The sequence below is a fragment of the Helicobacter pylori SA213A genome (genome assembly GCF_000476275.1).
Classification (GTDB): domain Bacteria; phylum Campylobacterota; class Campylobacteria; order Campylobacterales; family Helicobacteraceae; genus Helicobacter; species Helicobacter pylori_CL.
Genome location: NZ_CBOM010000005.1, coordinates 1 through 17,074 on the forward strand (window position 1 = coordinate 1; position 17,074 = coordinate 17,074).

At 39.9% G+C, this 17,074-nt stretch carries 21 protein-coding genes; 10 read left to right on the top strand and 11 right to left on the bottom strand.

The features are described 5' to 3' along the window. Window positions 1-208 precede the first annotated feature (208 nt). The 11 genes from rpsR to QT74_RS02770 all read right to left on the bottom strand — a co-directional run bounded on the left by rpsR (window position 209) and on the right by QT74_RS02770 (window position 10,807). The gene (gene rpsR, locus QT74_RS02715; protein WP_000440196.1) at window positions 209-466 is read right to left on the bottom strand and encodes a 30S ribosomal protein S18; all 258 of its coding nucleotides are present in this window, start codon (window positions 464-466) and stop codon (window positions 209-211) included. 23 nt (window positions 467-489) lie between these two features. Beyond that, entirely contained in the window at window positions 490-1,035 is a 546-nt protein-coding gene (locus QT74_RS02720; protein ID WP_033764467.1) for a single-stranded DNA-binding protein, read from the bottom strand. Between the two features lie 15 nt (window positions 1,036-1,050). Further along, a complete protein-coding gene (rpsF, locus tag QT74_RS02725; RefSeq protein WP_033764468.1) occupies window positions 1,051-1,479 on the bottom strand; it encodes a 30S ribosomal protein S6 in 429 nt (142 codons plus the stop codon). A gap of 346 nt (window positions 1,480-1,825) precedes the next feature. Beyond that, entirely contained in the window at window positions 1,826-2,848 is a 1,023-nt protein-coding gene (gene holA / locus QT74_RS02735) for a DNA polymerase III subunit delta (protein ID WP_033764471.1), read from the bottom strand. After that, complete coding sequence (locus QT74_RS02740; RefSeq protein ID WP_033764473.1) at window positions 2,838-4,772, bottom strand: RNB domain-containing ribonuclease; 1,935 nt, start codon at window positions 4,770-4,772, stop codon at window positions 2,838-2,840. The genes holA and QT74_RS02740 overlap by 11 nt, the downstream gene beginning before the upstream one ends. Continuing rightward, the gene (locus tag QT74_RS02745) at window positions 4,772-5,563 is read right to left on the bottom strand and encodes a shikimate dehydrogenase (protein ID WP_033764475.1); all 792 of its coding nucleotides are present in this window, start codon (window positions 5,561-5,563) and stop codon (window positions 4,772-4,774) included. The genes QT74_RS02740 and QT74_RS02745 overlap by 1 nt, the downstream gene beginning before the upstream one ends. A 7-nt stretch (window positions 5,564-5,570) precedes the next feature. Further along, a complete protein-coding gene (locus QT74_RS02750) occupies window positions 5,571-6,185 on the bottom strand; it encodes an SH3 domain-containing protein (RefSeq protein ID WP_033764476.1) in 615 nt (204 codons plus the stop codon). An 8-nt stretch (window positions 6,186-6,193) separates the two neighbouring features. Then, complete coding sequence (locus QT74_RS02755; protein WP_033593039.1) at window positions 6,194-7,240, bottom strand: microcin C ABC transporter permease YejB; 1,047 nt, start codon at window positions 7,238-7,240, stop codon at window positions 6,194-6,196. Then, window positions 7,237-9,018: an extracellular solute-binding protein gene (locus QT74_RS02760; RefSeq protein ID WP_033764480.1), complete on the bottom strand. Its 1,782-nt coding sequence runs from the start codon at window positions 9,016-9,018 to the stop codon at window positions 7,237-7,239. The genes QT74_RS02755 and QT74_RS02760 overlap by 4 nt, the downstream gene beginning before the upstream one ends. Further along, window positions 9,019-9,999 carry a tryptophan--tRNA ligase gene (gene trpS / locus QT74_RS02765; protein WP_033764481.1) on the bottom strand — a complete coding sequence of 327 codons (981 nt, stop codon included), beginning with the start codon at window positions 9,997-9,999 and terminating at the stop codon, window positions 9,019-9,021. It lies immediately after the preceding gene. A 70-nt stretch (window positions 10,000-10,069) separates the two neighbouring features. Continuing rightward, entirely contained in the window at window positions 10,070-10,807 is a 738-nt protein-coding gene (locus QT74_RS02770) for a methyltransferase domain-containing protein (protein ID WP_033764483.1), read from the bottom strand. A gap of 123 nt (window positions 10,808-10,930) precedes the next feature. Between QT74_RS02770 and secG the strand changes: the two genes are divergently transcribed. From secG to QT74_RS02820, 10 genes are all read left to right on the top strand, one after another. Then, window positions 10,931-11,530, top strand: coding sequence for a preprotein translocase subunit SecG (gene secG / locus QT74_RS02775; RefSeq protein ID WP_033764486.1), 600 nt, complete (start codon window positions 10,931-10,933; stop codon window positions 11,528-11,530). Then, window positions 11,530-12,087, top strand: a complete 558-nt coding sequence (frr, locus tag QT74_RS02780) for a ribosome recycling factor (protein WP_033764488.1) — start codon at window positions 11,530-11,532, stop codon at window positions 12,085-12,087. Before secG ends, frr begins: the two co-directional genes overlap by 1 nt. A gap of 3 nt (window positions 12,088-12,090) precedes the next feature. Next, entirely contained in the window at window positions 12,091-12,696 is a 606-nt protein-coding gene (gene pyrE / locus QT74_RS02785) for an orotate phosphoribosyltransferase (RefSeq protein ID WP_033764491.1), read from the top strand. Then, the gene (locus QT74_RS02790) at window positions 12,686-13,150 is read left to right on the top strand and encodes an RDD family protein (protein ID WP_033764492.1); all 465 of its coding nucleotides are present in this window, start codon (window positions 12,686-12,688) and stop codon (window positions 13,148-13,150) included. Before pyrE ends, QT74_RS02790 begins: the two co-directional genes overlap by 11 nt. Continuing rightward, a complete protein-coding gene (locus tag QT74_RS02795; protein ID WP_033764493.1) occupies window positions 13,147-13,836 on the top strand; it encodes an SIR2 family NAD-dependent protein deacylase in 690 nt (229 codons plus the stop codon). Before QT74_RS02790 ends, QT74_RS02795 begins: the two co-directional genes overlap by 4 nt. Before the next feature lie 102 nt (window positions 13,837-13,938). Further along, window positions 13,939-14,340 (top strand): NAD(P)H-quinone oxidoreductase subunit 3, encoded by a 402-nt coding sequence (locus QT74_RS02800; protein ID WP_001183384.1) that lies wholly within the window; start codon window positions 13,939-13,941, stop codon window positions 14,338-14,340. Beyond that, complete coding sequence (locus QT74_RS02805; RefSeq protein WP_001183507.1) at window positions 14,340-14,819, top strand: NuoB/complex I 20 kDa subunit family protein; 480 nt, start codon at window positions 14,340-14,342, stop codon at window positions 14,817-14,819. Before QT74_RS02800 ends, QT74_RS02805 begins: the two co-directional genes overlap by 1 nt. Then, window positions 14,819-15,616, top strand: coding sequence for an NADH-quinone oxidoreductase subunit C (locus QT74_RS02810; RefSeq protein WP_033738634.1), 798 nt, complete (start codon window positions 14,819-14,821; stop codon window positions 15,614-15,616). The genes QT74_RS02805 and QT74_RS02810 overlap by 1 nt, the downstream gene beginning before the upstream one ends. 1 nt (window position 15,617) lies before the next feature. Further along, complete coding sequence (nuoD, locus tag QT74_RS02815) at window positions 15,618-16,847, top strand: NADH dehydrogenase (quinone) subunit D (RefSeq protein ID WP_033754528.1); 1,230 nt, start codon at window positions 15,618-15,620, stop codon at window positions 16,845-16,847. Further along, complete coding sequence (locus QT74_RS02820; RefSeq protein ID WP_033751013.1) at window positions 16,844-17,074, top strand: NADH-ubiquinone oxidoreductase subunit E family protein; 231 nt, start codon at window positions 16,844-16,846, stop codon at window positions 17,072-17,074. The genes nuoD and QT74_RS02820 overlap by 4 nt, the downstream gene beginning before the upstream one ends.

Consider the following 17,074-nt stretch of genomic DNA (forward strand, 5'->3'; position numbering starts at 1 on the left):
AAAATTTTAGAATTTTTGCACTTTTTTATGTTTTTTGTGCTTTTGTTGGAGTGGGGTTGAAAACCACCGCTTGATCAAAATCAAGCTTTTTGATTTCTTAAAAAGTGCTTTTTAACGCTTTTTAATGATTAACGTTTAACAAAAGCCAAGCCAAACAACGATTAAAACCAAAGGGGGCATGCCCTCCTATTAGTTCTAATCAAAGATTTTAATGCTGTTTAAAAGGGCTATCCACGACCTTTTTCCTGTCCACAATGTAGGGGATTAAAGCCATGTGGCGGGCTCTTTTGATCGCCACTTCCACCCTTTCTTGCCACTTTTTGCTGTTACCTGTCAACCGCCTGGGCATGATTTTATAGCGTTCTGATAGCGTGTGCTTGAGCATGTCCAAATCTTTATAGTCAATAAAGCTGATTTTAGCTTCAGTGTATTTGCAATAGCGTTTTGAATAGCGTTTTCTTTCCATAATGTCTCCTTAAATTTTCACCCTTAAAAGGGGATTTCTTCTTCATCAATGTTGATTTCAGGCACGCTGTTTTGGTATTTAGACGGCTGTGCCTGCAAATTCTCTTTAGCGTAAGCGTTTTGTGGATAGCTAGGGGCTTGGTTAAAAGGATCTTGGCTAGGGGCGTTGTAATTAGTGGGATAAACGTTGTTAAAATTCTCATGCGTCATGCTATCTTGCATGGCGTTCGCTTGGGGATTGTCTGACTTTTTATCCATAAATTGCAACGAGTCCGCTGTGATAGTGTGGCGGGAATTTTTTTTGCCCGTTTGATCCATCCAACTCTCATAAGTCAAACGCCCTTCTATTAAAACGCTTGACCCCTTGCTCAAATACTGGTTAGCGATTTCAGCCGTTCGCCCGAACAAGCGCGCGTCTATAAAGCACACTTCTTCGCCTAGCGTGCCGTCTTGTTTTTTGAAACGCCTGCTTGTCGCTAAACCTATTGTAGCTGCCGCTGAACCGCTAGGCAAATATTTCAACTCCACATTCCTAGTCAAACGCCCTACCATAATCACTTTATTAAACATGATAAGCCCCTATTTTCACTCGCTATGAGATTCTTTACTTCCTGCTGCCTCTGTGTGGTGAGAGTGCGTGTGTTCGGTTTTTTCGTGTTTTTCTTTAGCGTGTGATGGCTTTTTATTAGCCCTATCCACTAACGCATGCCACGCCTCTACTTCTTTCTTGCTTTCGTATTTGATCACAATGAAACGCAACACGTCTTCATTAATGCGATACAATCTTTCAAGCTCTAAAATCATTGACGGCTCTGCTTTGAAATACGCCACATAATAGTAGCCTCTTTTATGCTTTTTGATTTCATAAGCTAAATTACGCATGCCCATATCCAGGCTCGTTTCAATCACGCCGTGATGCTTAGTGATCACTTCTTTATAAAACTCAATCTTTGTTTTAATCTCTTCTTCTACTAAAGTAGGTTTGAGAATAAACATCGTTTCATAATGCCTCATCCATTCTCCTTGTGGTTGTATAGCCCTTTTTTTACTAAAAAAGAGCAAGGTCTAAAAAGCTTTCAATTATACCTTGCTTTCGCTTGTTTTTGGATTAAATGTTTCTCATCAAATATTGAAACTCAAAACTTTATTCTTAATTTTTTAAAAAATGGGGTTTTTAACTTCAATTTTTATAACAAAACTCATTCTCTTAAGGGGATAGGGGGGTATTTTGAAATAACTCTCCCCCTTAACCCCCTTAAAATCCCCCTAACCCAAGAAGACCGCTTTTTTAGTAAAGTTATCGCTTGCTTGACGCAAGCTCTTTTATTGTTAGATTATAAAAAATACCTTTCAGCATTTTTCAAGGGTTAATGATTTTTTGAATTTGGGTCAAATACAAAAAGCCCAATTCCTTTTGCCCCTGCATGCTTTGAAGGTGCCATAACCTAAAAATTTCAAAAACCCTCTTATAGCCGGCTTCTTTCAAACGCAGGGCGTTTTTGGCGTAATTTTCAGCAATTTCTTTAGGGGGAGAGTAGCCTAACACTTCTTTAGCGTCCACTAAACCGGTCGTTTTAATGCGAGCGAAAAATAAAAAAAGCTGGTAGAAATACCGCTCCAACCCCCTTAAAATATCCGCATCCTTTTTGCCCTCTTTTAACAAATAATCATAAATATCAAGCACGCTTTTTTTCAAAAAAAGCCCTAAAATGAGCTTTTGCAAATCCATATCCCCCGCATTAGAGCTTAATTCTTGAATGTCTTCTAAAGTGATGGGCGCATTTAAAACCGCTAGCTTGTCTAAATCGTTAAACGAAACGCCTAAATCTTCGTTATTGGTTTCAAAAAGAGCGTTTAAAAGATGGCTGCTGATGTCTAAATGTAAAAAATTAGCCCTTTCTTGCAAGAATTTCAAACTCTCCCAAGCTTTAGGGGTAAAAAAGCGTGCATAAACCGCTTCATCTTTCAAAGGGCTTTTTTGGAAAAATTTAACGATAGTATCGCTAGTGTATTTGTATTTGGTGGTGTCGCTTTTAGCATTATAAAGCCCTATGATGAGCCTGTTATGGCTAGGCCGCTCTAGGGCTTTTAAAAAAAGATTGATATCATTTTCCTTAAATTTCTTATGCAGCGCAAAATCCAGTTTTAAAATGACTAAACTGCTCCCTCCAAATAAAGAATCCTGCTCTAAAAGGGTCGCAATCTGGCTTTTTTCATAATCGCTCGCATAAAAAAGCGAAGTTTCTGTGTCAGGGTTATTGCATTTAAAAAGCACGCTAATCGTTTGAATATAATAATGGATAAAAAAATCAAACTCCCCATACAAAAACACCGCTTTAGGGAGGCGTTGTTTTAAATAATGGTCCAAATCTTTACGATACATGCTCTTTAATCCTTTCTGTGATTTCGCCTCTAACTTGCCCTAAAATCAAATCCGCATGCGTGATTGTAACGCGCACCTTTTCTAAAGGCTTAAAAACCTTGTTCGTTTTGACTAAAACTTTAAGCCCTATAAATTCTTTTAACCCCACCACCACCCAATCTTTAACCTCTAAAACCACGCCCAAAAATTCTTTTTCTAAAAATTCTAAAGCCAAGCGGGCGAATTTGCGTTTGATAAAATCCCTTTCAATCAAAGCGACCTTTTTTTGTAAAGCGTTCAATTCAGCGCATAATTCAGGCGTTTCTTCTAACAGATACGAGCAGCCTTTAGCCTGATGAAACAACAATTCTTTTAAAAGCCTGTGTAAGGCTAGATCGCTGTATCGTCTAATGGGCGAAGTGAAATGCGTATAGCTAGCAAACCCCAAACCAAAATGGCTTTCTTGCATGGGGCTATAAAGGGCTAAATTTTGAGACTTAATGATCAAGCGTGAAACTTCTCTTTCTATACTCTTTTCTTTGGCTATCTGTAAAGCATGCTCTAAAAAAGGGAAAAAACCCATGTTTTTAGGGTGCACAACCTCATAATCAAAAAGCTTGGCGTAGAGGCGTTTTTGCTGCTCCAAACTCGGCTCTTTGTGGGTGCGGTATATCCCCTTATTGTGAAAATGTTCATCCAATAACCTAGCGCTAGACTGGTTGGCTAAGAGCATGGCTTCTTCTATAAGGGTGTGCGCATCGCTTTCTTTTTGCGTTTCAATTTTTTCTATACGCCCTTCTTTATTCAAATACAGCTTGTTTTCAAACGAATTGAAATTAAACCCCTTTTTTAAACGCTCCTTTTTTAACTTTAAAGCCATTTCTAAAAACCCTAAAAGGCTTTGTTGCAAATCTTTATCTAAAGAGCTTTGTTGAGCGCTTAAAAAATGGTTGATTTCTTCATAAGTGCAATTAGCCCTAACTTCAATGACGCCTTGAGATAATCGGGCGTTTTTCAAATTATCTAAAGGGATTTCATACACTAAAGCCAGGCGTTTTTCAAACGCTTTTAGTGAGCATGCCCCTTGAGACAAACTCAAAGGCAGCATGGGATACACGCTGTTAGGGAAATACACGCTAAAGCCCCTAACCCTAGCTTCTTTATCCAAACTGGAATGTTTCGGCACAAATTCGCTCACATCAGCAACCGCCACAAACAAAACCCTTTTTTCTTGGTCATAAAAAATCGCATCGTCAAAATCTTTAGCGTCTTTGGGGTCAATGGTGATAAAAGGGATGTGAGAATAATTGATCCTGTCTTTAAAATCGCTCGCTTTAAGTTGCGCGTAATGTTGGGCTAAATTCAAGCAATCTTTTGAAAAATCCTTCACCCTGTCAAAAAGGCTCAAAGAAAGGTTTTCATCTATTAAAGGGTCTTCTAAAGCCCCTAAAATTTCGCTGATTTCACGCTTTTTAAGATCGATCTTTACCACGCAATGCCTAGGCAATTCTAATAAGGATCTTTGGCTGTGCTTTAAAGAAATAGGTTTTTTAAAAGGCTCTTTAAAAGGGATAGCCACAATCTGGTTTTTTTCTTTAGCCAAGTAAGCTATCATCGTGTCTTGCGCATCAAAAAGAGCGGCTTTAAAAAAGGCTATGGGGCGTTTTTTAGAACATTCTATTTGGCATAAAATCAAAGCGTCTGTTTTAAAAGAGGGGAGTAAGTTTTTGATTAAAGGATCTTTAGGGTAATTTTTTGCTAAAGAAATGAAAAACGCCTTATTTTTTACCCATTCAATCCTACCTATATCAAAGCCTTCTTTTAAAAAATAGCGATCCTTATTTGATTGAAGCGCTTCTTTTAAAACGCCCTTTTCTATTAGAGTGGCGAATGGTTTAGGGATCTTTTTAACCCCAAAAAACAAGCTTCTTAAAAACCCTTGCATCAAAAAACACTTCGCATGACTTCAAACGCCTTTGAATAAGGGATTTGAGAAGCGCTGAATTTTTCAAAACTTAAAGAGGCTTGATAGATGAGCATGTCTTTCCCGTCTTGAAAGGGGGTTTTTAACTCTTTAGCCAAAGACAAAAATGGCGTTAAAAACCCATACGCCAAATCATAAGCGAGCTTGCCCTCTTTAAAATACCCTTTCAAAACCTCTTTATTCAAAGGCAATTCGTTATTTAAACTCGCTGAAGTGGCGTTAATGATCAAATCAAAAGCACTTTTAGGAGGATCCATGAAACAATCACAGCCCAAGCGTTGGAAAAAATCCAATCCCCTAGAAGAGCGGTTCAACACGCTCACTTCCAAGCCTTGTTTTTGTAATTCGCACGCTAGAGCTTTAGCGCTCCCCCCAGAGCCTAAAATCAAAGCGTTTTGATAGTTTTTTTGCTTTAAAGAAAGATAAAACCCTAAAGCGTCGGTATTGTAACCCACAAGCTCATCATTTTCTAAAACAAGCGTATTGACTGCTCCGCATTCAAGCGCGATACCTTTGATCTTATCGCAAACTTGAAACGCCCTTTCTTTAAAGGGTAAGGTTACATTAGCCCCACTCAATCCTAAATGCAAGAACTCGTTTTTGATGTGGCTTTCTAAAGGGAGTAATATGGGGTGGTAATGCCCCAAAAACCCTAATTTTTTTTGAAAAGTTAAAAAACAAGCGTTATGGATTAAGGGCGATTTGGAATGTTTAATGGGATTTCCCAAAACCCCAAAAGATTTTAATTTCATTATTCTTTCATTCAGCCTTTTTTAAAAATTTTAAAAACACATAGCCCTTTGTTTTGTTAGAAAATTCAATTTCAGCCCAATCGTTTTGGATTTCTAAAACCTTCACGCTTTTATTTTTTAAAAGCAATCCCAAGATTTTACCTTTTGTGCTAGGAAAAGTGCGCACATTCACGCCACTGACTGCGACTTTATACTCTAAAGGTTTTTTTCCCATTAAGGGGGTTGTAGGGGTTTTTTGGTTGTTTTGAATGGGCGAGGCATTGTTTTGTTTAGGCTCGTTTTCTTTTTCTTGCTCTTGTTTAGTTTCTTGTTTAGTTTCTTGTTTAGTTTCTTGTTTAGTTTCTTGTTTTTGCGCGGTCGTTTCTAAAGGTGGCGCTGTGTCTTTGGTGGGGTTTTCTTCTGTGGCGGTTGTGGTTGCGTTGGCTTCTTCTTGTTTGGGCGAAAGCACGCCGTTTTGACGCTCTGTCTCGGTTTTTTCTAAATTCTGGTTTATTTGAACATTGTCTTTTTTCGCATAAAAACCAAGCGCAGCATGCGCTAAAGCATACAACAACATGAACGCCAAAACCACCAAAAAAGGCCGCATAAAAAGTTTTAAAGAAGATTTCATCTCAGTTTTCATTCCTACCCTCAACGCTTTTCAAAATCAATCCTAGGGTCAATCACCACGCAAAGCAAATCGCTTATCAAACTCGCTACCAAACCTAAAAGCGTGAAAATATAAAGCGAACCAAACACAACAGGATAATCCCTGCTCACAATGCTTTCATACCCTAAAAGCCCTAACCCGTCTAGGCTAAAAACAATCTCTATCAACAAGCTTGAGCTAAAAAACATGCCCAAAAAAGCCTGCGGAAAACCCGCCACCACTAATAAAATCGCATTACGGAACACATGCGCATAAAAAATACGCCCCACTGAACAGCCCTTAGCCTTAGCGCTCACCACATAGAGCTTGCCCATTTCATCTAAAAAAGAGTTTTTCACTAAAAGCGTGAGGCTTGCAAAACCCCCTAAAGAAATGCAAAGAACAGGCAAAGTGATATGCCATAAATAATCCTTGATTTTACCTAACGCGCTCAAACTTTCAAAATTATCGCTCACTAGCCCCTTTAAAGGGAACCAGTGCCAATAATTCCCTCCAGCAAAAAACACGATCAACACCACTGCAAACAAAAAGGCCGGGATAGCGTTAGCGACAATGATCACCACGCTGCTTAGCACGTCTAAAGGCTCGTTATTGCGTTTGGCTTTGAAAATCCCTAAAGGGATAGAAATAAGATAAATCAAAAGCGTGCTAAAAAGCCCTAACGAAATGGATACCGGCAATTTTTCCTTAATCAAATCTATCACCTTAATCTGGCGGTAAAAACTCTCCCCAAAATCAAATTGCAGATATTTTTTGAGCATGAGAAGATAGCGCTCCCCTATAGGCTTGTCAAAACCATAGAGTTTTTTTAAATTTTCTAACAAATCGCTCTCCAACCCTTGAGACGCCCTATACGAACGCTCTTTAACAACGCCTTGAGTTTCTTTGGATTGCGTGTTATTGATTTTAGCCATCATCTGCTCTATAGGGCCTCCAGGAGCCGATTGGATCAGAAAGAAATTAATCGTCATGATAGCTAGTAAAGTAGGGATAATCAAAAGCAAGCGTTTGAGGATGTAAGCAATCATTGAAGATCCTTTTCTTTTTTTATCCACCACAAATACGGCGAAAATCCATAACTAGGGCTGATTTCAGGCATGCCAATGTAATTATACGCTGCGATCCTGTAATTAGGCAAATAAAAATGCGGTATCACATAAAACCCCCACAACAACACCCTATCCATCGCTTGAATGGCAGCCAATTGCTCCTTATAATCTTTAGCGTTAATGATTTTTTCAATCAAATCATCTACCGCTTTACTAGAGATTCCCGCATAATTCCTTGTGCCTTTTTCTTTCGCGCTCAAAGAGCCAAAATAAAAGCGCTGCTCATTACCTGGGAAAGACGATTGGCCAATCACTCCTACAATCATGTCAAAATCATAGCTTTTGATCCGATTGACATACTGGCTTAAATCCACTCTTTGGATTTTCATTTCAATCCCTAACACCCTTAAGTTTTTAGCAAAAGCTAGGGCCAGTCTTTCAAATGCCGGGCTGTTTAAAAGCAAAGTGAAACTGAAAGGCTTGTTATTCTTATCCACCAAACGCATGTTTTTGTAAGAAAAGCCCGCGCTCTCTAAAAGCTTTTGGGCGTATTTTAAATTTTCCCTCAAATTATAGCCTAAAACATCAGGCCCATCGGTTCTAGGCACGATATAAGGCTCTTTAAAAACCCTTTCATCCAAACTCTTTTCATAAGGGGCTAACAGGGCTTTTTCTTCAGGGCTTGGGAGAGGAGGGGACGCATAGATAGAGTTACTGAAAAAACTGGTGGTGCGCTTGTATTGCGAAAAAAACAAATTTTTATTCGCCCATTCAAAATCAAACGCATAAAATAAGGCTTCACGCACCCTTTTATCCTTGAAAATTTCTCGGCGCGTGTTGAAGAAAAACCCTTGCATGCCGCTTGGCATTTTGTGGGCTATGAGGTATTTAGTGATTTTTTTATTATCCATAGCTTTCCCCACATAGCCCCTAGCCCAAACCTTAGCCGTGCTTTCAAGGCGCCAATCATACGCCCCGCTTAAAAAAGCCTGTAAGGCGACGGTTTCATCTTTGTAATACTCAAATTTGATTTGATCAAAATTGAATTGCCCCTTTCTGCTAGGCAAATTCCTCGCCCAATAATTAGGGTTTCTTTGGTAGGTGATTTTCTTGCCCACATCAAAAGAAGCGATCACATAAGGGCCACTAGAAACAGGAATGAGTAAAGGGTTTTTTTCAAAATAATCCTTTTGAAACGCTTTTTTGGAAAAGATTTGCAACTGCCCTAAAATGAGAGGCAACTCTTTATTTTCAGTGGTTTTGAAAATGAATTTAACATGGTGTTTGTCTAAAATAACCGCCTTTTTAACATCTTGGTAATACTGCCTGTAAATGGGCGATCCTAATTTCATTATCGTATCAAAGCTAAACTTCACATCGCTCGCTAAAATGGGAGCGTTATTGCTGAATCTCGCTCTTTTGTCTAAGGTAAAAATCACATAGCTGTTATCCTTAGCCACTTCTGCGTCTTTAGCGATTAAGGGGTATTCTGCAAAAGGCTCGTCCAAACTTTGCACCATTAAAGTGTCATAAATGAGATCCAAACCTTCGGCTTTAGTGCCTTTAAGCGCAAAAGGGTTAAGGCTATCAAAAGTCCCTATAGCGTCATTCCTTAAGACACCGCCCTTTCTGGCGTTAGGGTTAGCGTATTCAAAATGCGTGAAATTGTCTTTATATTTAGGCTCTTCGCCTAAGTATAAATAAGGCGTAGCCTTAAGGAAACAAAACACCCCTAACCATAAACTTAAAATTTTCATCTAAACCAACCCCATCAATTCTTTAGCCTTTTGGTAAGTCGCTTTCGCTAAAGGCCTGGCTTTTTTCACGCCGCCATTTAAAACGGCTTTCACTTCATCATCGCTGATTTCTTTGTATTTTTCTTGGATGGGTTTTAAAGCCTGGATCATTACTTCAGCTAATTCCTTTTTAAAATCCCCATAGCCCTTATTTTTGAAACGCTCTTCTATGTTTTCTGGGCTTTCATTGCTCAAAAGCATGTAAATATTTAAAAGGTTAAAAATACCCTCTCTTTTTTCATCAAAGGCAATAACGCCCATAGAATCAGTGGCCGCTTTTTTGATTTTTTTCACAATAATGTCCGGCTCATCTAAAAGAAAAATCGCATGGTTAGCCCCTTGATGCGATTTACTCATCTTCACTTTTGGATCGTCTAGCCCCATAACCCTTGCCCCCACTTTAGCGATCAAAGGCTCTGGCACTTTAAAGCAGTTCCCAAAATCCCTGTTAAATTTTTCTGCGATGTTTCGCGTGAGCTCTAAATGCTGTTTTTGATCTTCGCCCACTGGCACCAAATCGCTTTGGTATAATAAAATATCTGACGCCATCAAAATAGGGTAATTGAAAAGCCCCACATTCACGCTTTTAGGGTTTTTTAAAGACTTGTCTTTGAATTGCGTCATTCGTTGCATTTCCCCCATAGACACCTGGCAATTTAATAGCCATGCTAAAGCCGGGTGCTCATCCACTTCACTTTGAATGAATAACCCCGATCGCTTAGGATTAATCCCGCAAGCTAAAAGCAATTTGACTAACTCATAGGTTTGGGATTTTAAAAACTTAGGATCTATAGGTAGGGTGATCGCATGCGAATTGACGACGCAAAAAAGGTTTTCATATTCATCTTGCATCTCTACCCAATGCTTGATCGCTCCTAGATAGTTGCCCAAATGGATTTGCCCGGTCGGTTGGATGCCTGAAAAGACTCGTTTTTTGTGCATGTTATTTCTCGTTGTTTTAGTCAGTGTTATTGTAACCACCTAATTTTAATATTTTAATTTATCTTAGTTTTTAAGAACGCTTGATCCCCGAAAAGAGTAACACTTCATAGCTCAATTTTTCAAACGCCATGTTTTGAAAAAAATGTTTTTTTTGCTTGAAACTCAGCGTTGAACCTCCTAAAAGACCGCATTTTTTAAGGTAATTCAAGCAATCTTGTTTGCGGTTGAAATAAAGAGCGAAGCGCTTGTTTTCTAATTCTATTTGAAAATGTTTAAAAGCGTTTTTGATTAAGGATTTGAGCGTTTTGAGATCCCTTAAAGGCGAAGGCGTGCCTAAAAACTCATGCACTTCATGCAAACTAAAATCCGTATGGATAGCTAGAGCAGCCTCCTTGCTAGAAAGAGCGATTTTTTCTAAAACGCTTTTTAAATCCCTTGCCCATTGCAAAGATGAAGAGGACACAACCAGATCGTAAGCGTGAAAAACATGTTCTTCAAAATCCGCATGCTCTAAAGAGATTTTTTGAATGTTGATAGAATGCGTGGGGTGCAATTTGAGCATGTTTATGGAATTATCCAAAGCGATAAAGTCTTCAATCACAATATTTTGCCGCTCTAAAGCGTTAAAAACAGCCCCACTCCCCGATCCTAAATCCAAAACTTTAGCGTAATGTTTTTGTTTTAAAAATTGAACAAGATGAATAGCGATTTGTTGCTGGATATGGGCAAAGAGGTGATAAGTTTTGGCATGCTTATTGAATGAATGCTGATTGAATGCAAGCTGATTGAATGAATAAAAAGAGTCCAACACCACCGCCTTTAACGCACCACGCTTGAAATTAAAACTAAATTTTAGTGTATTCTTAGCAAATTTTAGATAAGATCAAGCGTAATTTTTTCTAAATTTTAGGCATTTAAGGAATCAGTGTTTATGACGAGCGCTCTGTTAGGCTTACAAATTGTTTTAGCGGTATTGATTGTGGTGGTGGTTTTGTTGCAAAAAAGTTCTAGCATCGGCTTAGGGGCTTATAGCGGGAGCAACGATTCTTTATTTGGTGCTAAAGGGCCCGCAAGCTTTATGGCGAAATTAACCATGTTTTTAGGGCTGTTATTTGTCATCAACACCATCGCTTTGGGCTATTTTTATAACAAAGAATACGGCAAAAGCATTTTAGATGAAACCAAAACCAACAAAGAGCTTTCGCCCCTAGTCCCTGCCACCGGCACGCTTAACCCTGCACTCAATCCCACGCTAAACCCAACGCTCAATCCTTTAGAGCAAGCCCCCGCTAGTCCTTTAATGCCACAACAAACGCCTAACGAACTCCCTAAAGAGCCAGCCAAAGCGCCTTCTGTTGAAAGCCCCAAACAGAATGAAAAAAATGAAAAAAATGACGCCAAAGAGAATGGTATAAAGGGTGTTGAAAAAACCAAAGAGAACGCCAAAACGCCCCCAACCACCCACCAAAAGCCTAAAACGCATGCGACACAAACCAACGCCCATACCAACCAAAAAAAGGATGAAAAATAATGTTACAAGCCATTTATAATGAAACCAAAGATTTGATGCAAAAAAGCGTTCAAGCTTTAAACAGGGATTTTTCCACTCTAAGGAGCGCGAAAGTTTCAGTCAATATTTTAGATCACATCAAAGTGGATTATTACGGCACGCCCACCGCTTTAAATCAAGTTGGCTCCGTGATGAGCTTGGATGCGACCACCCTTCAAATCAACCCGTGGGAAAAAAACCTGCTCAAAGAAATTGAAAGATCCATTCAAGAAGCCAATATCGGCGTCAATCCTAATAACGACGGCGAAACGATCAAACTTTTTTTCCCACCCATGACAACTGAGCAGAGAAAACTCATCGCAAAAGACGCCAAAGCGATGGGCGAAAAGGCTAAAGTGGCTGTAAGGAATACCCGCCAAGACGCTAACAACAAGATAAAAAAATTAGAAAAAGACAAAGAAATCAGCGAAGATGAAAGCAAGAAAGCCCAAGAGCAGATCCAAAAAATCACCGATGAAGCCATTAAAAAAATTGATGAAAGCGTGAAAAACAAAGAAGACGCGATTTTAAAGGTCTAAACCATGGATATTAAGGCATGTTATCAAAACGCTCAAGCTTTGTTAGAGGGGCATTTCTTGCTCAGCAGCGGGTTTCATTCCAATTATTATTTGCAATCCGCTAAAGTCTTAGAAGACCCCAAACTAGCCGAACAATTAGTGCTAGAATTAGCCAAACAAATCCAAGAAGCTCATTTGAATGTTGAATGCGTGTGCTCGCCGGCGATTGGGGGAATCCTGGCTGGGTATGAGCTTGCAAGGGCTTTGGGCGTGCGTTTTATCTTCACTGAAAGGGTGGATAATATCATGACATTAAGGCGTGGTTTTGAAGTCAAAAAAAACGAAAAAATTTTAGTGTGTGAGGACATCATCACTACGGGAAAATCCGCCATGGAATGCGCTCAAGTTTTAGAAGAAAAGGGCGCTCAAATCGTGGCTTTTGGCGCTTTAGCCAATCGGGGCATTTGCAAACGCGCTCATTCTCACTTGAAAGCCCAAGAGGGCGCGTGTTTGCCTAGCCATTTACCCCTGTTTGCTTTAGAAGATTTTGTTTTTGACATGCACAAGCCTAGTTCTTGCCCTTTATGCGCTACTAGCGTTGCTATCAAGCCAGGAAGTCGTGGCAACTAAAAAAACCAAAAAAAATAAAACCCCAGAAAAAAAACAAGCGTTAGAAAGCCCCTTAAAAGGGCTGTATCTCTCTTTACGCTTAAAGGCCTTTATCACCGATGTTTTTATGATTTATACCCCCATGCTTTATATCATGACTTACATGATTTTAGGGAGCGCGAAGGATTTTAGGGAAAATCAGAGCACGATTTTTTTGTGTCTGCTTTTTTACGCTCTAACGCACAGCTTTTTCATCGCTTTTAAATCCCAAAGCCCTGGCATGCGTTACGCTCATTTTAGATTAGTCAAAAATAATGGCGAAGAAGTGGGCTTTTTTCTAGCGTTGTGGCGTTTTGTTTTGTGGGTATTGAGCATGGGGTTACTCGTGGGGTTTGTTGCGCCTTTTATTTTTAAGTTTTTTTTGCATGACAAACTCAGCGGCACTCATATTGAAACCATCAAGGAGGAACAATGAAAAATTTAGTGATCTTAAGCGGGGCTGGCATTTCAGCAGAAAGCGGGATTAAAACCTTTAGAGACGCCAATGGCTTGTGGGAAGGGCATGACATCATGGAGGTCGCTTCGCCTTATGGCTGGAAAAAGAACCCGCAAAAAGTGTTGGATTTTTACAATCAAAGGCGCCGACAGCTTTTTGAAGTCTATCCTAACAAAGCCCACAAGGCTCTAGCGGAATTAGAAAAACACTACCAAGTTAATATCATCACCCAAAATGTAGATGATTTGCATGAAAGGGCGGGCTCTTCTCGCATTTTGCACTTGCATGGGGAATTGTTGGGCGTTCGCAGCGAGAAAGATCCTAGTTTGGTTTATAGGTGGGAAAAGGATTTGCATTTAGGCGATTTAGCTAAAGATAAAGCGCAATTACGCCCTGATATTGTGTGGTTTGGCGAAGCTGTGCCGTTGCTTGAAGAAGCGATTTCTTTAGTCAAACAAGCGCACCTTTTAATCATCATTGGCACTTCTTTGCAAGTCTATCCTGCAGCTAGCCTCTACACGCATGCGCATAAAGACGCTCTCATTTATTACATTGACCCTAAAGCTAAAAACGCCCATTTGTCTCAAAATATCCAATGCATTAATGAAAGTGCGGTGCATGCCATGCAAGATTTAATGCCTAAACTCATAGAAATGGCCTCTTAAGAGATGTTGAAATAATTTTTATTTTTTCAGCTAACGATTAGCAAAAACATGGTTTAATTGGTTTTCATTATTTGCGAATAATTAAAGGAGTTTGAGAGTCTGATGCAACAAGCCGCAGAAGCATTGAATCACCCCTATTTTGGCGTTTTTGTTTTGTTGGTATTCACCTTTTGGGTGTTTAACTTAACCTTAAGGATCCAAAGGTTTTTAAGCCGTAAAATGGCTCAAAAAAAGGGCGAAAAGCTCAAGCTCGCTCCCTATGAATGCGGGCCTGTGGCTCTCAAGCAGCCTAATAGAGTGTCGCACCATTTCTATATCATGGCCATGCTTTTTATTTTATTTGATGTAGAGATCGTTTTCATGTTCCCTTGGGCGATTGATTTTAAAAAGTTAGGCTTGTTTGGGCTAATTGAAATGCTAGGCTTTGTTTTCTTTTTAACGATTGGTTTTATTTACGCTTTGAAGCGAAACGCTTTGAGTTGGCAAAATTTAGAGGTGAAATAATGCAACAAGCACCGGTTGTTCTAAGCACTTTGGATAAATTATTGAATTGGGGGCGTTCTAATTCGCTTTGGCCCTTAACCTATGGCTTGGCATGTTGCGCGATTGAGATGATGGCAACAGGGGGTTCAAGGTTTGATTTTGACAGGTTTGGCACGATTTTTAGAGCGAGTCCCAGGCAATCTGATGTGATGATCATCGCTGGCACGCTCACTAAAAAACATGCCGAGTTTATGCGCAGGCTTTATGATCAAATGCCTGAGCCTAAATGGGTGATTTCTATGGGGAGTTGCGCTAATACGGGTGGGATGTTCAACACTTATGCGACCGTTCAAGGAGCTGATAGGATCATTCCTGTAGATATTTATTTGCCCGGTTGTGCGCCGCGCCCAGAGACTTTGCAATACGCTCTTATGGTTTTGCAAGATAAAATCAGACGCTCTAAAGCGATCAAACAAGACGCCCCAAAAAGGTTGGTGTGATGATAAGAAAACAATCCCCCTATGAAGATGTGCAAAAACAATCGCGTCAACATGACCCCTATAAAATCATAGAGCCTACCCCTAAAAAATATTTAGAGGGCAGCGCTTATGAAGTCATTTATAACCACCTTTCTTACAAGCATGAAATTTTAGACAAATATATAGAAACTAACACGGCTGTGTTTTGGGTTAAAAAAGAAGATATTTTTTCTGTCGCTACGATTTTACGGCATTTAGGCTATGAATCTTTGAGCGAGATGAGCGCGATAGATTTGTGCGCTAAAAAAGGGCATTTTGAATTGTTTTATCAATTTGTGGGTTTTAGCGATAGTTGCAAAAACCGCCGTAGGGTGCGCGTGAAATGCGTTTTGTTGCCTAATGAGAGCGTGGATTCTTTGAGTTTTTTATACCGATCGGCTAATTGGAGCGAAAGAGAAGCCTATGACATGCTTGGCATCGTGTTTGACAAACACCCCTATTTGAAACGCCTTATCATGCCGCATGATTGGGTAGGACACCCCTTGTTGCGTTCTTACCCGCTTAAGGGCGATGAATTTGCCCAATGGTATGAAGTGGATAAGATTTTTGGTAAAGAATACCGAGAAGTGGTGGGCAAAGAGCAACGAGATAGTGCAAGAGTGGATGAAAAAGACACTTTCAATTTTGCAAAAATTGGCTATGAGCAGGGCAAGGGCGAAGAGTTGAAAGAAACAGAAGAAAAGCATGCGTTTAAAAAAATCCCTTTTGTCAAAGATTTGCACAAAATGGCCCCCACTATCTTAAAAAAGAGATTATAAAATGGCTCAAAATTTCACGAAACTCAACCCCCAGTTTGAAAACATCATTTTTGAACATGACGATAACCAAATGGTGCTTAACTTTGGCCCCCAACACCCCTCTAGCCATGGGCAATTGCGCTTGATTTTGGAATTAGAGGGCGAAAAAATCATTAAGGCTACCCCTGAAATTGGCTACTTGCACAGGGGTTGTGAGAAGTTGGGCGAAAACATGACCTATAACGAATACATGCCCACTACTGACAGGTTGGATTACACTTCTTCTACCAGCAATAATTACGCTTACGCTTATGCGGTAGAGACCTTGCTCAATTTAGAAATCCCGCGCCGAGCGCAAGTGATCCGCACGATTTTACTAGAGCTTAACCGCATGATTTCACACATCTTTTTCATCAGCGTGCATGCTTTAGATGTGGGGGCGATGAGCGTGTTTTTGTATGCGTTTAAGACAAGAGAATACGGATTGGATTTGATGGAAGATTATTGCGGGGCTAGGCTCACGCATAACGCTATAAGGATTGGGGGCGTTCCCTTAGATTTACCCCCTAATTGGCTAGAAGGTTTGAAAAAATTCTTAAACGAAGTAAGGGAGTGCAAAAAGCTCATTCAAGGTTTATTGGATAAAAACCGCATTTGGCGGATGCGTTTGGAAAATGTGGGCGTTGTAACGCCAAAAATGGCGCAAAGTTGGGGCTTGAGCGGTATCATGTTAAGGGGGACTGGGATCGCCTATGATATTAGAAAAGAAGAGCCTTATGAGCTTTATAAAGAGCTTGATTTTGATGTGCCGGTGGGCAATTATGGCGATAGCTATGACAGGTATTGTTTGTATATGCTAGAAATTGATGAAAGCATTCGCATCATTGAACAACTCATTCCTATGTATGCCAAAACCGATACGCCTATCATGGCTCAAAATCCGCATTACATTTCTGCCCCTAAAGAAGATATAATGACGCAAAACTACGCCTTGATGCAGCATTTTGTCTTGGTCGCTCAAGGCATGCGCCCGCCCGTTGGGGAAGTGTATGCCCCCACAGAAAGCCCTAAAGGGGAATTAGGATTTTTTATCCATTCAGAGGGTGAACCTTACCCGCATAGATTAAAGATTAGAGCCCCTAGTTTTTATCACATTGGGGCTTTGAGCGATATTTTAGTGGGGCAGTATTTAGCGGATGCAGTAACCGTGATTGGATCAACCAATGCGGTATTTGGCGAGGTGGATAGATGAAACGCTTTGATTTACGCCCCTTAAAAGCGGATATTTTTGAACGCTTAGAAGAATTGATTGAAAAAGAAATGCAACCTAATGAAGTCGCTATTTTCATGTTTGAAGTGGGGGATTTTTCCAATATCCCTAAAAGTGCTGAATTTATCCAAACTAAAGGGCATGAGCTTCTTAATTCTTTGCGTTTCAACCAAGCGGATTGGACGATTGTCGTGAGAAAAAAGGCTTGA

Coding starts and splice junctions, on each gene's coding strand:
- rpsR (WP_000440196.1), bottom strand. CDS start 466: ATGGAAAGAAAACGCTATTCAAAACGCTATTGCAAATACACTGAAGCT.
- QT74_RS02720 (WP_033764467.1), bottom strand. CDS start 1,035: ATGTTTAATAAAGTGATTATGGTAGGGCGTTTGACTAGGAATGTGGAG.
- rpsF (WP_033764468.1), bottom strand. CDS start 1,479: ATGAGGCATTATGAAACGATGTTTATTCTCAAACCTACTTTAGTAGAA.
- holA (WP_033764471.1), bottom strand. CDS start 2,848: ATGTATCGTAAAGATTTGGACCATTATTTAAAACAACGCCTCCCTAAA.
- QT74_RS02740 (WP_033764473.1), bottom strand. CDS start 4,772: ATGCAAGGGTTTTTAAGAAGCTTGTTTTTTGGGGTTAAAAAGATCCCT.
- QT74_RS02745 (WP_033764475.1), bottom strand. CDS start 5,563: ATGAAATTAAAATCTTTTGGGGTTTTGGGAAATCCCATTAAACATTCC.
- QT74_RS02750 (WP_033764476.1), bottom strand. CDS start 6,185: ATGAAAACTGAGATGAAATCTTCTTTAAAACTTTTTATGCGGCCTTTT.
- QT74_RS02755 (WP_033593039.1), bottom strand. CDS start 7,240: ATGATTGCTTACATCCTCAAACGCTTGCTTTTGATTATCCCTACTTTA.
- QT74_RS02760 (WP_033764480.1), bottom strand. CDS start 9,018: ATGAAAATTTTAAGTTTATGGTTAGGGGTGTTTTGTTTCCTTAAGGCT.
- trpS (WP_033764481.1), bottom strand. CDS start 9,999: ATGCACAAAAAACGAGTCTTTTCAGGCATCCAACCGACCGGGCAAATC.
- secG (WP_033764486.1), top strand. CDS start 10,931: ATGACGAGCGCTCTGTTAGGCTTACAAATTGTTTTAGCGGTATTGATT.
- frr (WP_033764488.1), top strand. CDS start 11,530: ATGTTACAAGCCATTTATAATGAAACCAAAGATTTGATGCAAAAAAGC.
- pyrE (WP_033764491.1), top strand. CDS start 12,091: ATGGATATTAAGGCATGTTATCAAAACGCTCAAGCTTTGTTAGAGGGG.
- QT74_RS02795 (WP_033764493.1), top strand. CDS start 13,147: ATGAAAAATTTAGTGATCTTAAGCGGGGCTGGCATTTCAGCAGAAAGC.
- QT74_RS02800 (WP_001183384.1), top strand. CDS start 13,939: ATGCAACAAGCCGCAGAAGCATTGAATCACCCCTATTTTGGCGTTTTT.
- QT74_RS02805 (WP_001183507.1), top strand. CDS start 14,340: ATGCAACAAGCACCGGTTGTTCTAAGCACTTTGGATAAATTATTGAAT.
- QT74_RS02810 (WP_033738634.1), top strand. CDS start 14,819: ATGATAAGAAAACAATCCCCCTATGAAGATGTGCAAAAACAATCGCGT.
- nuoD (WP_033754528.1), top strand. CDS start 15,618: ATGGCTCAAAATTTCACGAAACTCAACCCCCAGTTTGAAAACATCATT.
- QT74_RS02820 (WP_033751013.1), top strand. CDS start 16,844: ATGAAACGCTTTGATTTACGCCCCTTAAAAGCGGATATTTTTGAACGC.